This is a genomic window from Streptomyces sp. NPDC088350, from assembly GCF_044753545.1.
GTDB lineage: Bacteria > Actinomycetota > Actinomycetes > Streptomycetales > Streptomycetaceae > Streptomyces.
Genome location: NZ_JBIVNL010000016.1, coordinates 41318 through 55362, shown reverse-complemented (window position 1 = coordinate 55362; position 14045 = coordinate 41318). Strand labels below are relative to the sequence as shown.

Annotated in this window: 12 protein-coding genes and 2 tRNA genes; 3 read left to right on the top strand and 11 right to left on the bottom strand. The window is 69.8% G+C overall.

The window, feature by feature from the left end; all coding sequences use genetic code 11:
- Nucleotides 1-2: 2 nt before the first annotated feature.
- Together ACIQBL_RS41630 and ACIQBL_RS41625 are read right to left on the bottom strand one after the other, a co-directional pair.
- Entirely contained in the window at nucleotides 3-1232 is a 1230-nt protein-coding gene (locus ACIQBL_RS41630) for a hypothetical protein (protein ID WP_401952348.1), read from the bottom strand.
- Nucleotides 1229-1795, bottom strand: a complete 567-nt coding sequence (locus ACIQBL_RS41625; RefSeq protein ID WP_401952346.1) for a DUF4365 domain-containing protein — start codon at nucleotides 1793-1795, stop codon at nucleotides 1229-1231. The genes ACIQBL_RS41630 and ACIQBL_RS41625 overlap by 4 nt, the downstream gene beginning before the upstream one ends.
- 182 nt (nucleotides 1796-1977) lie before the next feature.
- Between ACIQBL_RS41625 and ACIQBL_RS41620 the strand changes: the two genes are divergently transcribed.
- Nucleotides 1978-2706 (top strand): 3'-5' exonuclease, encoded by a 729-nt coding sequence (locus tag ACIQBL_RS41620; RefSeq protein ID WP_401952343.1) that lies wholly within the window; start codon nucleotides 1978-1980, stop codon nucleotides 2704-2706.
- Between the two features lie 53 nt (nucleotides 2707-2759).
- On the opposite strand, the gene ACIQBL_RS41615 is transcribed toward ACIQBL_RS41620, so the two are convergent.
- Both ACIQBL_RS41615 and ACIQBL_RS41610 read right to left on the bottom strand, forming a co-directional pair.
- Nucleotides 2760-2831, bottom strand: a tRNA-Val gene (locus tag ACIQBL_RS41615).
- Between the two features lie 53 nt (nucleotides 2832-2884).
- On the bottom strand, nucleotides 2885-3331 hold the full coding sequence (locus ACIQBL_RS41610; protein WP_401952340.1) for an SRPBCC family protein: 447 nt from the start codon (nucleotides 3329-3331) through the stop codon (nucleotides 2885-2887).
- A 65-nt stretch (nucleotides 3332-3396) separates the two neighbouring features.
- Here ACIQBL_RS41610 and ACIQBL_RS41605 point away from each other — a divergent pair, with 65 nt between their 5' ends.
- Nucleotides 3397-5829: an SCO7613 C-terminal domain-containing membrane protein gene (locus tag ACIQBL_RS41605; RefSeq protein WP_401952338.1), complete on the top strand. Its 2433-nt coding sequence runs from the start codon at nucleotides 3397-3399 to the stop codon at nucleotides 5827-5829.
- Between the two features lie 7 nt (nucleotides 5830-5836).
- Here ACIQBL_RS41605 and ACIQBL_RS41600 read toward each other — a convergent pair whose 3' ends face one another.
- The 7 genes from ACIQBL_RS41600 to ACIQBL_RS41570 all read right to left on the bottom strand — a co-directional run bounded on the left by ACIQBL_RS41600 (nucleotide 5837) and on the right by ACIQBL_RS41570 (nucleotide 13394).
- On the bottom strand, nucleotides 5837-8572 hold the full coding sequence (locus ACIQBL_RS41600) for a Tat pathway signal sequence domain protein (protein WP_401952335.1): 2736 nt from the start codon (nucleotides 8570-8572) through the stop codon (nucleotides 5837-5839).
- Between the two features lie 110 nt (nucleotides 8573-8682).
- Nucleotides 8683-9273 carry a hypothetical protein gene (locus ACIQBL_RS41595; protein WP_401952333.1) on the bottom strand — a complete coding sequence of 197 codons (591 nt, stop codon included), beginning with the start codon at nucleotides 9271-9273 and terminating at the stop codon, nucleotides 8683-8685.
- A gap of 4 nt (nucleotides 9274-9277) precedes the next feature.
- Nucleotides 9278-10171 carry a carbohydrate ABC transporter permease gene (locus tag ACIQBL_RS41590; RefSeq protein WP_401952330.1) on the bottom strand — a complete coding sequence of 298 codons (894 nt, stop codon included), beginning with the start codon at nucleotides 10169-10171 and terminating at the stop codon, nucleotides 9278-9280.
- Complete coding sequence (locus ACIQBL_RS41585) at nucleotides 10168-11136, bottom strand: carbohydrate ABC transporter permease (RefSeq protein WP_401952328.1); 969 nt, start codon at nucleotides 11134-11136, stop codon at nucleotides 10168-10170. Before ACIQBL_RS41585 ends, ACIQBL_RS41590 begins: the two co-directional genes overlap by 4 nt.
- Complete coding sequence (locus ACIQBL_RS41580; RefSeq protein WP_401952325.1) at nucleotides 11136-12422, bottom strand: ABC transporter substrate-binding protein; 1287 nt, start codon at nucleotides 12420-12422, stop codon at nucleotides 11136-11138. The genes ACIQBL_RS41585 and ACIQBL_RS41580 overlap by 1 nt, the downstream gene beginning before the upstream one ends.
- A 345-nt stretch (nucleotides 12423-12767) precedes the next feature.
- Nucleotides 12768-12839, bottom strand: a tRNA-Val gene (locus ACIQBL_RS41575).
- A 78-nt stretch (nucleotides 12840-12917) separates the two neighbouring features.
- Complete coding sequence (locus ACIQBL_RS41570; RefSeq protein ID WP_401952323.1) at nucleotides 12918-13394, bottom strand: TIGR02611 family protein; 477 nt, start codon at nucleotides 13392-13394, stop codon at nucleotides 12918-12920.
- 191 nt (nucleotides 13395-13585) lie between these two features.
- On the opposite strand from ACIQBL_RS41570, the gene ACIQBL_RS41565 reads away from it, so the two are divergent.
- Nucleotides 13586-13999, top strand: coding sequence for an SsgA family sporulation/cell division regulator (locus ACIQBL_RS41565; RefSeq protein ID WP_004002642.1), 414 nt, complete (start codon nucleotides 13586-13588; stop codon nucleotides 13997-13999).
- Nucleotides 14000-14045 lie beyond the last annotated feature (46 nt).

Genomic DNA, 14045 nt, shown 5'->3' with positions numbered 1-14045 from the left:
CCTCAGTCCTCCCCGCTGCACGCCTCCTCGAAGAAGTCGAGGTTCTCCTGCAGGGACTTCATCAACCGGTCCCGCTCCGCCTCGTCCACCTGCACGGGTACGACCCCGGAGGCGCCGGTCAGCCTGCGGAAGCCGCCCCGGCTCTCCAGCCGGCCGTGCACCCGCACCGGGAGGCCGACGAGGTGGGCGTGCCCGGCTATGCGGTACGACTCCTCGTCCAGGGTCATGCGGACGTGCCCGACCTCGGCGCCGGCGATCACCTGCATCCGTACGGTGCCCTCGCCACGCGGCCCCGACCTGCGCATCCGCACCACCGAGCCGGTGATGCGCACGGGCATGGCCGGTTCCTCGCGGAGATAGCGGGCGCCGGCCGCGCGCAGCACGGGCAGGTCGCCGGGCGAGAACTCGACGGCCTCGGCGGGGGCGGCGCAGCCCTCGGGGATCCCGGCGGCGGGCGCCCACTCGACGGCGATCCGGGCACCCTCGGTGCCGCGCACGAGCGCGACGACGGCCTCGGTCAACTCACGGCTGACGCCTGCCTCGACAGCGCCGTCGAAGGCGTCCATGCCGCCGGTGGCCCGCTCGTAGTCGATGGCCTCGCGGGTGGCGTACAGAGCTTGGTGGAGGCGTACGGCGAGAGCGCGGCCCGCGCCGACGGGGACGAACGCGGTGAGCTGCCGGCCGCCGGGTGCGGAGCCGACGAGGACGTTCTCCAGGGACGCGGCGGCCGGGCGGCGGTGGCGGGCACCGTAGTAGCCCGCTCGGGCGCGGTTGGCGAGGGCGGCGGCGAGCAGCATCTGGCGGGCGGCGGCGCGGAGTTGGTCCTCCACGGTCCAGGGCGCGGCGCCTGCCGGGCCGATCGGGATGTCCCGCCACCAGCGGATCTCGTCGCTGGGCACGGCGAGGCCGATGAGGACCTCGCGGGCGGAGGGGGTGTTGCTGCGGGCGAGGGCGATGAGTGCCTCGCCGAGGAGGTCGTCGCTGTCGGGGAAGGCCCGGCTCTCGGGGACCAGCAGGCTGGTGCCCGAGCCGCCGGGCCCGGGTGGGGTCCAGCGGCCGTACCGTCCGGCGGCTCCGCCGCGCCGCTGCCAGCCGTGCCGGCGCAGCAGCGCGCCGAGGACGGCGGGGTCGACCTGGTCGGGGGCGGGGGGCCCCGCCCAGGAGGTGTCGGCCTGGTCGTCGGGGTGGGGTCGTACCGACCGCAGGTGTTCCTCGACCGAGCGGTGCCTCATGGCCTGCCTCCCGTCCCGACCCGCGTCATGATCTCGCACAGCGCCCGGTCGTCGAAGATGCGCGAGGTCGGTATCCGCACGGTGGTCCGTGTCCGGCCGGTGATCGCGTGACCGGCGAGGTTGACCCAGTAGCAGCAGTGCCGCAGGTCGAGCCGGTCGTGGCTGGCGCGCAGCCAGTCGTCCTGGGAACGCGGGACGAGCATCACGACCAGGATCTTGTGCACCGAGACCGGAGTGCGGGCGAGCTTGCGCAGATGGTCGTTGTCGAGCGTGAAGGAGAAGGAGCGTCCCGGCGGGTTCGGCGGGATCTGGTAGGTGCACTTGAGCTGCACTTTTATGGTGACCTCGTCGTCCACCGTGTGCCCGGGCGAGCCATGGCTGACGTGCCAGTCGATGCCGTTGTCCGGAAAGGGCTGCGACAGCGAGCAGCCGGCCGCCGCGGCGACGGCGTGCAGATAGCCCACCTGCAGTGTCTCCATGCAGGCGGTGGTGGCGAGTGAGCCGCGATGGGGTGCCGTCCGTTCGGGCAGCAGCCCGCCCCGCTCGGGCTGCGCTATCGCCATGACCAACAGCCTTCCAATTTCAGGTGAATTGGTGTTCCGACTACGCGTGTCGGGTCGCTGAACTGCAAAGACCCGTACTCCTGTTGTGTCCTTCCGGCGTACGGCGCAAACAGCCCGGGTATCACCAAACTGGCAGAAGACGGCGCGTCAGCTGCCGTGGGTGAACGAGGAGTTGTGTACGTATGACGTGCTGGTACGAGGGCCCGCTGGCCGCGTTCGACACGGAGACCACGGGCGTGGATGTGGAGACCGACCGCATAGTGTCGGCCGCCGTCGTCGTCCAGGACGCCCCCGGCACCCGTCCCCGGGTGACCCGGTGGCTGGTGAACCCGGGGGTGCCGGTGCCCGCCGGGGCGACGGCGATTCACGGACTGACCGATGAGCATCTTCAGCGCAACGGCCGCTGGCCCGCGCCGGTGATGCACGAGATAGCCGACGAACTGGCCGAACAGGCCGCCATGGGGCGCCCGTTGGTGGTGATGAACGCGCCCTTCGACCTGACCCTCCTGGACCGCGAGCTGCGCCGCCACCGCGCGTCCTCGCTGGACCACTGGTTCGAGTCGACGGCGCTGCGGGTCCTGGACCCCCGGGTCCTCGACAAACACCTGGACCGCTACCGCAAGGGCCGCCGCACCCTCACCGACCTGTGCGCGCACTACGGCGTCACCCTGGAGGGCGCCCACGACGCGGGCGCGGACGCGCTGGCCTCGCTGGAGCTGGTACGGGCCCTGGGCCGCCGTTTCGCGACCCGCCTGGAGCGGCTGTCCCCCGCCGAACTGCACACCCTGCAGTCGACGTGGCACGCGGCACAGGCGCGGGGGCTCCAGGCGTGGTTCGCGCGCAGCGGGACGCCGGAGACCGTGAGCACGGACTGGCCACTGCGCCCGGACGTGACGGCGGAGGCCGCATAACCGCACAGGCACAACAAAAAGCCGGTCCGCTGCTGCGGACCGGCCTTTCCCGGTGGGCGATACTGGGTTCGAACCAGTGACCTCTTCGGTGTGAACAAAGCGCTCTCCCACTGAGCTAATCGCCCGGGAACGCACCGAACAATACAGGCCCCCGCCGCCATCCTTCAAACCGCTTCCGTCAGACCGCGTCCAGGTGCGCGAGGAGCCCGCGCCGTCCGGCCCGCATCATCAGCGCGTGGTTGAGGCGGAACACCGGCCGTCCGGGTACGGCGAACCACCTGAGCAACGGCCGGTTCAGGTCGACCTCCTGGTCGTAGCGGGCGAGCGTGCCGGGGCCGTCGGCCGTGAGCGTCCAGCGTGCCCAGCCCGCCAGGTCGCCGGTCATCTCGATCTCCAGCACCCCGGCGCCCGGATCGCGCCGCACTTCCCGCGCGGTGAAGGTCAGGGCGTACGGCAGGCTCGCGCGGATGCGGATGACGCCGGTCGTGTCGTCGATCTGGTTGACCTCGCGCACCTGCGGCCACCAGCGCGGATACTCCTCGGCCCGCTCCAGCACCGGGTACACGACGGCGGGCGGCGCGGGCAGGGCCCACTGGGCGTGGAAGCGGTAGTGGGTCCAGTCCATGCCGGGAGTCTGCCCGCTCGCACGCCCTTCTCCCGGGATCCGCGCACGTTTGAGTACGCGTACTCATGCTGTACGACGTGACGGGCACCACACTCCGAGTCATGACGCACATTCCGCCCCCGGTCGTGGAGTTGCGGCTCCTGGACGCGGAGCTGCACCAACTGGACGCCCGCCGTACGCAGTTGCTCCACCGGCGGGCCTGGCTGCTGACGGTGCTTCAGCCGGTCCGGCCCACACCGGTGATGCCGGCACCCGCCGCCCCGCCCAAGCCGGAGGCCACCGCGCCGGGTGTGCAGAACGTGCTGCTGTTCCTCGGCGGCATCCTGCTCACCCTCGCGGCGATGGCGTTCACGCTGGTGAGTTGGGGGAGCCTGGGGATCGCCGGCCGGGCTCTGGTGCTCGGCGCGGTGACCCTGGCGGCGCTCTGCGCACCCGTCGCGCTGCTGCGGCGGGGTCTGCGCTCCACGGCCGAGTCGCTCGCGTGCCTCGGTCTCGTGCTGACGGTGCTGGACGCCTACGCGCTGCACGAGGTCGCGTTCCCGGACGGGGACGGCGTGACGTTCGCGGCGGCAGCGGCGACGGTACTGACGGCGCTCTGGACGGCGTACGGCATCGGGCTCGCCGCGCTCCCGAACCCGGCCGTCACCCGCGCGGAACCGACCACCGCGCCCGCCCCACCGACCCTTCTCCTCCCCCTCCCCGCCGCGCTCGCGATCGCCCAACTCCCCTTGATTCTCTGGGCGATCGCGGCCGGTGGGGGTCCTCGCACGATCACGGCCGCGGTACTGCTGACCGCCGTGATCGACATGGTTCTCGCGCTCCGGGCCACCCCCAGGGCCGTTCGTCTCGTCGCCGCCGGCGGCGCGTTCGGCATGGGCGGCTGGGGTGTGCCGGCGGCCGGCCTCATCTCCTTGGACGGGGCCGGTCCGGGCGCCGCCGCCCGTGCGGCGGCGCTCTTCGCTCTCGCGGCGGCGGGCGCGTTCGGCGCCGCGTGGCTCGCGACCGGCCGGGGGCTCAGGACGAGCACGGCCGCGGCGGGCGGCCTGTTCGTGGTCGCCGGTCTGGGTGGCGTGGTGCGCGCTTCGCTGTCCGCCGACTGGACGGTTCCGGGCTATCTGGCGTGCGGGATCGCCCTGTTGGCACTGGTACGGGGCCGACTCCCCCAGCCGGTGCGCGACGGCCTCGGCTGGACCTCCGGCATCGTCCAGGCGGGCGCGGTGCTGTGGGCGCTGCCGGTCGTCGGCATCACGCTGCTCGGTCCGGCCGCGTGGGTGTCGCGCGTCTGGTCCGGAGCGCCGGGCAACGCCCGTGACGCGGCGGCGGTGGACACCTTCTGGCCGCCGCACACGACCGCGACTCCCCTCGTCCTGGCCGCAGTTGCCGCCGTACTGATCCTCACCGTCCGCACCGCCGAGTGGCGCTCCCAGGCACTGGCCACCGCCCTGACCCTGACCTGCGCCACGGCACTCACTCTCCCGACCGCGCTGCAACTGCCGTACGCCGTCGGCCTGTTGGTGCAGGGGCTCATGGTCATGGCGCTGCTCGCCCTCACCCACCGCACGGCCACCACGCTCGCGCTGGTCACGTCCCTCAGCCTCGCCTTCCTCTCCCTCGCGGCCGAGCCGGCCACCCTCGCCGTACTCGCGTCGCTGACCGTCCTGTTCGCGGGTGCCGCCCGGCTCGGACGCCTCGCGCCGGTCTCGGCAGCCGCGTCCCTCGGATACGCCACGGGCCTCGCCTGTGCGGTGGGCGCCTCTCTCGACTGGCAACCGCAGCACATCGCGTTGCTGGTACTCGCCGTACCGGTGACGGCCGCGCTGCTCGCCCCGCGCGTCGGCGACCCGGCCACGACCAAGGCCGTCGAGATCACGGGCGCCGTCGCGGGCCTGGTCGCGATCGGCCTCTCGGCGGCCCAACTGCCCATGCTGGCCCTGGTGTTGTCCCTGTGCGGAGTGATCGCGGCGGGCACGGCGCTACGGCCCGACCGCAGGAGCCTCGGCTACCTGGCCGCCGCCCTGTTCGTCCTCGCCACCTGGGTGCGGCTGTCCGCGTGGGACATCGGCAGCCCCGAGGCGTACACGCTGCCGGTGACCGTCCCGGCGCTGCTCGTGGGCGCGCTGCGCAGGCGCCGCGACCCGAACACCTCGTCCTGGACTGCGTACGGCACCGGGCTCACCGCCACGCTCGCCCCGAGCCTCCTCGCGGCCTGGGCGGACGCGCACTGGACGCGCCCCCTGCTCCTGGGCACGGCCGCGCTGCTGGTCACGTTGATCGGCGCGCGGCACCGGCTCCAGGCGCCGCTCGTGCTCGGCGGCACCACCCTCGTCCTGGACGCGCTGCACGAACTCGCCCCGTACCTCGCCCAGGTGGTCGGCGCCCTGCCCCGCTGGGCGCCGCCCGCCCTCGCCGGACTCCTGCTGCTCGCACTCGGCGCGACGTACGAGCAGCGGATCCGGGACGCCCGGCGGGTGCGGGACGTACTGGGGAGGATGAACTAGCCCTGCGCTAGGGCATCTTGTCGCCGAGCAGGGCCAGGTTCTCGATGGCGGCGAGGCCGTACAGCGCGGTGTCGTTCGACGACACCCACGCGGCCTCGCCGCCCGGGACGAGGGTGACCGGGCCGGTCAGCGCCTCCGTCTTCCACGGTGAGGACTCCATATAGCCGTCGGAGCCGTAGAACTTGCTCCACGCCCGCTTGGCGAGCGTCGCGTCGCCGAGTTGTACGGCGGCGTACGCGTCGAGGCGCGAGTGGCCCTGGAAGAGCAGCAGGGTGCCGAAATTGGAGCCGTAGCGTGCCGCCTGTTCCGCCTTGGAGGCGTTGAAGTAGCGGCAGTAATCCAGGTACACCTCCTTGAACTTGGGCATGTCGACGAGGTGAATCAGCTCCGCGCACAGCTCGTTGAGACCGAAGACGGCCGAGAGGTGCGAGACGGAGACCACGGGCGCGGAGGCGACAGCGAACCTGCCTGTGTCGAGGTCGTACAGTCCGCTCCCCTGCACAAATCCGTTGGGCTGGGCGGCGATTGTCTCCATCGTCGACAGGACGCGCGCCTTGGCCTTCTCCCACTTGGGGCCCCTGCGCTCCCACTCGGTCAGCCACGCCGACACCAACCCGCTCCAGTCCGTGCCGAATCCGATCGACAGGGCATGCCGGTCGGGTGTGTACGGCGCGGTGCGGATCTTGCGGATCGGGTCGAGGACGAGGAACGTCTCGTCGGAGTCCACGTTGGCGGCCATGAGGTCGCCGACGCGTTCGTCGGCGGTGAGGAAGTAGTAGTAGCGCCGATAGGTGGTGTTGGCGATGCGCTGCTGCTTGGCACTGTCGGCGTAGTGCTGGACGCCGTGCCGCGTACCGAGCCCCGCCCACTGGCCCAGGTGGTAGACGTCCACCTCACCGGTGTGCCGGGTCAGTGCCTCGGCGAAGCGGAAGATGTCCGAGCGGCCCGAGCGGATGTACGCGAACCAGAGCCAGATGTCCGGCGACAGCTCGGAGTTGTCCCAGGCGTAGCCGCCGATGTCGTACCGCCACTGGTGGCGCACGGTGTCGTACGAGTGCATGAAGTCGCCGTAGTCCCAGAAGCCGTACCAACGGCGTTGCACCACCTGGTCCTTGTAGTAGGTGAAGAGGAAGTCGAGGTGGTCCTCGATCTTCGCCTTGGCGGCGGTGGAGCGGTCGGGCTCGGAGTAGAGGCCGGGGCCGAACACCTTGGACTTGATCAACTGCTTCGGCGGGGCGGCGAGTTGGGGCAACACCCGTACGGCTTCCACCTGTTGGGCGAGGGTCTCCGGGGTAGGCGTCGACTCGTTGGCCCAGAAGAGGAGTTCGGAGGTGCGGGCGATGCCGTACGGGGTGCCGAATTCGGGTTCGTAGTCCTCGTAGGTGATGTTGAGGCCTTCGAGCTGTTCGGCGTACGTGTCCTGGCCCATGCCGTCGTGGTAGAAGCGCAGGTCCATCGGCTGGGCCTCGGGCGACCAGAGCCAGAGGGTGACCTCGGCCTGGTCGGTGTGGGCGTCGCGGATGTCGAGCTGGGCGGGGAACTTCTCCCAGAAGTCCCGCAGCCCGAAGGAGAATCCGCCGCTCGCCCCGCCGACGTAACCGAATCCGGAGGCGTGCCCGCCACCGCCGGCGGCGATCCAGCCGTGGCCCTTGGTGGTGCGCTTGCGCAGCGTGAAGCCGTCGGCGGAGAGCTGGGAGAGGGTGTAGTCGCCCCACTTGGGGATGTACTGGAGGCGGGTCGTGACCCGTTGGTCCCAGGTGGAGGGGTCCGGCAGTTTCTGGCCCGCGTACTGGGCCGCCTGGACGGCCGCGCCCGGGTCGCGGCGCAGGCCGGTGATGCCCTGAACCGCCTCGCGCAGCAGGCCCGTTCCCTCGCCGCCGATGCGGATGTGGCGGTCGTAGGCCTGGTCGCGCATCGGCACGGTGAAGCGGACGCCCAGACCGCGGATGAAGTCACCGCCGGCCTTGCCGGGTTCCACCGTGCCGTCGAAGGTGATCGTGTGCACCATGCGGAAGGAGCCGGCGCCCGCGTAGAAGTAGAGGCGGATCGAGAACGGCAGCCAACTCCGGCCGCCCTTGCGGTGTTTGCCGTCGATGCGGACCACCGCCCTTACCGGGCCGTCCTGTTCGACGGTGACCTCGCCGATCACCCCGTCGAAGCGCTCGGTCTTCACCGCGCCCTGGTCCTCGTCCTCGATCTCGGGCTGGCGGATGAGGACGAGACGGCCGTTCTTGGCGATCTCCGTGCCGCCCCGGGTGACCGACTTGATGAGGGTGGAGCCGTTCTTGCCGATCTTCGCGGTGATGACCCCGGTCGACACGTCGACGGTGCCGCCGTGCTTGTCGACGGTGATCTTCTTGTCGGGGGCGGCCGTGTCCCCGGCGGTGAGGGTGAGCGTGCCGGAGCCCGAACTCACCGCGTGCGCGGTCCACTTGAGCGATCCGTCGGGCCAGTACGCGATCGGCCAGGACTGCACCGGCACAGCCGTGCCCTCGGCGTCGGCCAGCGCGAAGGTCTGGTCCTCCTGGTAGGTGCCCATCGGCCACGGCACACCGACCGTCGAACCGGGCGCGGCGCCGAGACCGCCGTCCTCCAGCCAGTCGAGGGTCACGGGGTCGGCGTCGGCCGCCGCGGCTCTCGGCGCGGCCTGGGCGTCCTTCGCTCCTAGCGCCCAGCTGAACTGCGCGGCGGCACCGGCGACAGCGGCTGCCTTGAGGAGGGACCTGCGGGGAAGGGGAGACATGACCTGTCCTTTCCGTGCGGGAAGCTTTCTTCAAGTCCGTCTAGTCAGGGGCATGACAGAGAGAGGTGCGACGCCGGGAAGGCGTCGACCTGGTGCGAGGGCACCGCCCGTCAGCGGTGCCGGTACCGCTCCTCCACGGCGACGGCCGCCGCGGCCACGGCCCCCAGCACGGGGACCGCCAGCGGTGCGACGAGCAGGGCGGAACAGCCGACGAGGACCAGCCCGCCGACGAGCAGGAAGGAACCGGCGGGGTCGAGCACCGTACGGCGACCGGCGGCGGCGAGCAGTTGCCGCCAGGTGTCCCCCAGCGCCCAGACCGCCGCCGCGCGCATCCCGGCGACGACGACCCCGATCAGCGCGAGGACACCGACGGCCCCGACGAGCGGCCCACCGGGCAGCCCGGCACGCACGGCCTGGACGTCCACCCACACGGCGGCCCCCGCACCCCACCCGGCAAGCCCGACGAGCCACCCACCGCGCACGGCCGCCCGGAAGTCCGCGACGAACTCCCGCCAGCCGCCGCCCACATGACTCGTGCGGCGCCTCAAGTGCCGTGCCCCGGCGGCGAACGCGGCCGGATATGTGACAACTCCCGCCGACGCGACGGCGATCCACACCCCGGTGAGCAGACATTCGGCGAACACCCCGAACCGCTCGGCGAAGACCGACTCCCCGCGCGCCTTCACTCGTGCTTCGGCCACCGTCTCAGCCCTTCAGTCCGGAGGTCGCCATACCGTCGATCAGGTACCGCTGGAAGGCGAGGAAGAACAACAGCACTGGCAGCAGCGCGACGAGTGACATCGCGATCATCCCGCCGTAGTTGGCGGCCACGCCGTCCGAGTCGCGGAACATCATCAGGCCCAACGAGACCGTGTACTTGCCCGGTTCGTTGAGGTAGATCAGCGGGCCCATGAAGTCGTTCCAGGCGTTGATGAAGGTGAAGATGGCGCTGGTGATGAGCGCGGGCCGGCACAGCGGCAGCACGATCGACCAGTAGATGCGCAGATGCCCGCAGCCGTCGAGCCGGGCGGCCTCGTCCAGTTCCTTCGGCAGGTTGCGCATGAACTGCACCATGAGGAAGACGAAGAAGGCCTCGGTCGCGAGGTACTTGCCGATGAGCAACGGGACGTAGGTGTTGACCAGTTGAAGCTTCTGGAACATCACGTACTGCGGGATCAGCAGCACGTGGTACGGCAGCAGGAGTGTGCCGATCATGAGGGAGAACAGCAGGTTGCGGCCGGCGAACCGGATGCGGGCGAAGGCGTAGGCCGTGAGGGAGCAGGAGATGAGGATGCCGAGGACCGAACCGAGGGCGTAGAAAAGGGAGTTCTGGAAGAAGGTCCAGATCGAGATGTCGGCGATGCCCTTGGCCAGGCCCTTGAAGTTGGCGAGGATCGGGTGCCCGGGGAAGAGTTGCAGGCTGTTGACGATGTCCTTGCTCGGCTTGAACGAGGCGCCGATGACCCACAGCACCGGGTAGAGGACGACGGCGAGGACGGCCAGGGCTCCGAGGTGCCAGCCGAGCGAGCCGGTGCGTTTGCGGCCCAGGCCCGCGCCTACGCCCGGGGGCTTCGGCTTCGTGGTCGTGGTGGCGCTCATCGGGCGTCCTCCTCGTAGTGCACCCACTTCTTCTGCGACCAGAAGAGGACGGCCGTCACGAGCGCCACGGCGAGCAGCAGCATCCAGGCCATCGCGGACGCGAAGCCCATCTGGGCGTTCTTGAAGCCCTGTTGGTAGAGGTAACAGGTGTAGACGAGCGTGGCGTCCGCCGGTCCGCACTGGGAGTTGGAGACGACGTACGCCGAGCCGAAGATCTGGAAGGAGTGGACGGTCTCCAGCAGCACGTTGAAGAACAGCACCGGGGAGATCATCGGCAGCGTGATGCTCCAGAAGCGGCGGAAGGGACCGGCCCCGTCCATCTCGGCCGCCTCGTACAGTTCCTTCGGAACCTGCTTGAGCCCGGCGAGGAAGATGACCATCGGTGCGCCGAACTGCCAGACGGTGAGCGCGACCAGGGAGTAGAGGATCCAGTCGGGGTCGCCGACCCAGCCGCCGACATGCATGCCGAAGAGGGACTGCGTACGGTCCACGACGGCGCCGTCGGAGAAGAGCGACCGCCAGACGAAGCCGATCGAGACGCTCGCGCCGATGAGCGAGGGGGCGTAGAAGGCGGCCCGGTAGAGGGCCTGGCCGCGGCGGCTCTGGGCGAGCAGCATGGCGACGCCGAGGGCGAGGAGCAGTTTCAGCGGGGTGCCGATGACGACGTACTTCGCCGTCACCTCGACCGACTTCTGCCACCTCGGGTCGTCGAACATCCGGGTGAAGTTGTCGAAGCCGATCCACTTCGGGCTGTTGAAGAGGTTGTAGTCGGTGAAGGCGAAGTAGAGGGAGGCGACCATGGGGCCCGCGGTCAGCAGCAGGAAGCCGGCGATCCACGGGGACATGAAGAGGTAGCCGGCGAGGTTCTCGCGGCGCCCCCGCCGCTTCCGGTCGGCGGGGGCTGCGGAACGGGTCTGCCGGGCGTCGGGCGGAGCGTCCTTGACGAGCGTCACGGCGGTTCCCATCAGGCGGAGAAGGCGGCCTGCGCCTCGGAGAAGAACTGCTTCACCGCGTCGGCGACCTTGGTCTTGCCCAGTGCCATGTCCCCGCCGATCCGGAGGAAGGCGGACTCGGCGGTGTCGGCGCCGGACGGGTGCGGGGTGATCGTCCCGAGGACTCCGGCCTTGGCGGTGTCCGCCTCGTACTGGGCGATCTCCTTCTGGACCGTGTCGGTCGGCTTGAAGGCGTCGTACTGGTCGGTGGTCGCGAGGATGCCCCGGTCGTAGCCCATGATCCTGCCGACCGAGGGGTCGTGGACCATGAAGTTGATGAACTGGGCGACTTCCTTGGGGTGCTTGGTGCGCGCGGAGCCGCTGAGCATGAGGGAGGCGAGGTACTGGCCGGTGTCCTTGCCGTCGGTGGTGGGGATCGGCGCGAGGCCGTAGGTGCTGCTGCCCTCCGCGGAGTAGCGGACGGTGAAGTTGTCCCAGGTGAATTCCGAGGCGCCGTGTCCTGCCGAGAGCGAGGACTTGGGGGTGTCCTGGGCGACGACCTTCGGGGAGGTGACGATCCCGGCCTTCACCCGGCTGTACCCGTCCGTCCACCACTCCGTCAGATCCGACTCCTGGAATCCGAGGCCGTCCTTGGTGAAGAACGCCTTGCCGTTCTGCCGGAGGTAGAGGTCGTACAGGTACATGATGCTGAAGTAGCCCGTGTCGCCGGGGACTTCGGTCTTGTCGTAGATCGTCTTGAGTGCCTTGAAGTACTCGTCCCAGGTCCAGCCCGCCGTGGGGTCGATGCCCGCCTTCTCGTAGACCTTCTTGTCGATGACCAGCGCCATGGTGTTCGAACCGACCGGAATACCGAGCTGCTTGCCGTCGACCTGGCCCACCGAGGTGATGCCCGGACGGAAGTGATCCAGGCTCAGATTTCCCGCGTCGATCTGCGGCTTGAGATCGAGCAGGACGCCTCTCTTGTCGTACTTCCGAAGAAAACCAACGGCGTTCTGGAATACGTCCGGTGGATTTCCGCCCGCGGCCTGCGTCTGGAACTTCTCCCAGAAAGAGGGATAGTCCTGAAAGTCCGTCTTCACCTTGATCTTCGGATACTTCTTCTCGAAGAGCGCGATGGACTGATTGATCTTTTTCGCCCGCTCCTCGGCACCCCACCACGAGTAACGGATCGTCACCGTCCCGTCCACGGACGTCCCGTCGTTCCCACCGCACCCCGTCGCGGCCAGCCCCAGCGTGACCGCCGAGACTCCTGCCGTCTTCAGGACCGTACGCCTCTCCACATTCGTGCCGGTTCCCATGATGGGCCCTCCCCGTAGCGTCGTTGCCACCTGCATGAATCGTTTCAAGTAAGCGCTTGCTGGCACAAGTTACGGAGACCCTCGGGGTGCGTCAATGATTCGGACAGGAATTTCTTGTGGACCCGCTGAGCGCTACGACGGCGACGACGAGCGCGCCACGCGGGCCGGGCGGCGGACACCGCAGGTGAGGCGGCCTTGACCGGTCGACCGAACAGGATGCGGTCCGCTGCGCCCAGATGCCGACCGGCCGAAAAACGCCTGAGCGGTGCGGAGTCGACACAGGCGGGCGGATGGGCGAACGACGACGGCCCGCCTGTGTGATCACAGGCGGGCCGTCGGTCCGGGTGGGCGATACTGGGTTCGAACCAGTGACCTCTTCGGTGTGAACGAAGCGCTCTCCCACTGAGCTAATCGCCCGGGCGCACGGAGAACATTACCCCATGTCAGCGGGTGCCTCCGACCAGCGCGGGGAGGCGTCCGGGCGCCGCCACCGGGTCACTGGTCCTTGATCTTCCAGGGCATCACGACGCCGAACTTCCAGACGTAGACGCTGACAAGCGCGACCACGATCACCAGGCCGATCGAGGTCAGGACGATGTTCCGGCGGCGCACCTCGGGGTCGAGCGCGCGCTGTGCCGCCTCGGTGACCTTGCGTTTGGTCCAGCGGAGCACCAGCTGGGCCCAGACGAACTCGGTCGCCCAGATCGCCATGCCGCCGAAGATCACGACCCAGCCCGGCCCCGGCAACGGCAGCATGATGACGCCGGCGACCACGACCGCGAGGCCGATGACGAAGACGCCGACCTGCCAGCTCAGATGCAGCGCGCGGCGCGCCTTGATGAACTCCGGCGCCTTGGAACCGAGCCCCTGCTCGCCCCGCGCCCCGTCCGCTCTCGTCTCGCCCGGCGTCTCGTCGGCCGCCCCGTCCGGCACCACGACAACCTCACCCGGCTCGTCACTCCCCGTATTCATACGGACAAACCCTACCCGAGGGAAACCAGTCACCGGAATGGCCGCATCACGCGATCGAGCTCTCGGCCGGAAGAGTTACGTAAAGGCACGCAAAACACTCAGAGGGGTTTACAACGGCACCGTAGGTGGCATGTCGATTTCGCCGACGTGCGAATCCCCGAGCGCACACTGAGCGAAAGGCCCTGGCGCTTATGAACACCACGGTCAGCTGCGAGCTGCACCTGCGCCTCGTTGTGTCGAGCGAGTCATCCCTGCCTGTCCCCGCAGGCCTGAGGTACGACACGGCCGACCCCTACGCCGTGCACGCCACCTTCCACACCGGAGCCGAGGAGACCGTCGAGTGGGTGTTCGCCCGCGACCTCCTCGCTGAGGGCCTCCATCGGCCCACCGGCACCGGCGACGTCCGTGTCTGGCCATCCCGTAGTCACGGTCAGGGCGTCGTCTGCATCGCACTGAGCTCTCCCGAGGGCGAGGCCCTGCTGGAGGCTCCCGCGCGGGCCCTGGAGTCCTTCCTGAAGCGGACGGACGCCGCCGTGCCACCCGGCACGGAGCATCGGCACTTCGACCTGGATCAGGAGCTGTCGCACATCCTGGCGGAGAGCTAGCACGAGGGTCCCGACCAAGCCACCCGGCGCCGTCCGAACTCGGGGA

Excerpts from the sequence above, each read along its gene's own strand:
- ACIQBL_RS41630 (WP_401952348.1), bottom strand. The coding sequence starts at position 1,232 with ATGAGGCACCGCTCGGTCGAGGAACACCTGCGGTCGGTACGACCCCAC.
- ACIQBL_RS41625 (WP_401952346.1), bottom strand. The coding sequence starts at position 1,795 with ATGGCGATAGCGCAGCCCGAGCGGGGCGGGCTGCTGCCCGAACGGACG.
- ACIQBL_RS41620 (WP_401952343.1), top strand. The coding sequence starts at position 1,978 with ATGACGTGCTGGTACGAGGGCCCGCTGGCCGCGTTCGACACGGAGACC.
- ACIQBL_RS41610 (WP_401952340.1), bottom strand. The coding sequence starts at position 3,331 with ATGGACTGGACCCACTACCGCTTCCACGCCCAGTGGGCCCTGCCCGCG.
- ACIQBL_RS41605 (WP_401952338.1), top strand. The coding sequence starts at position 3,397 with ATGCTGTACGACGTGACGGGCACCACACTCCGAGTCATGACGCACATT.
- ACIQBL_RS41600 (WP_401952335.1), bottom strand. The coding sequence starts at position 8,572 with ATGTCTCCCCTTCCCCGCAGGTCCCTCCTCAAGGCAGCCGCTGTCGCC.
- ACIQBL_RS41590 (WP_401952330.1), bottom strand. The coding sequence starts at position 10,171 with ATGAGCGCCACCACGACCACGAAGCCGAAGCCCCCGGGCGTAGGCGCG.
- ACIQBL_RS41585 (WP_401952328.1), bottom strand. The coding sequence starts at position 11,136 with ATGGGAACCGCCGTGACGCTCGTCAAGGACGCTCCGCCCGACGCCCGG.
- ACIQBL_RS41580 (WP_401952325.1), bottom strand. The coding sequence starts at position 12,422 with ATGGGAACCGGCACGAATGTGGAGAGGCGTACGGTCCTGAAGACGGCA.
- ACIQBL_RS41570 (WP_401952323.1), bottom strand. The coding sequence starts at position 13,394 with ATGAATACGGGGAGTGACGAGCCGGGTGAGGTTGTCGTGGTGCCGGAC.
- ACIQBL_RS41565 (WP_004002642.1), top strand. The coding sequence starts at position 13,586 with ATGAACACCACGGTCAGCTGCGAGCTGCACCTGCGCCTCGTTGTGTCG.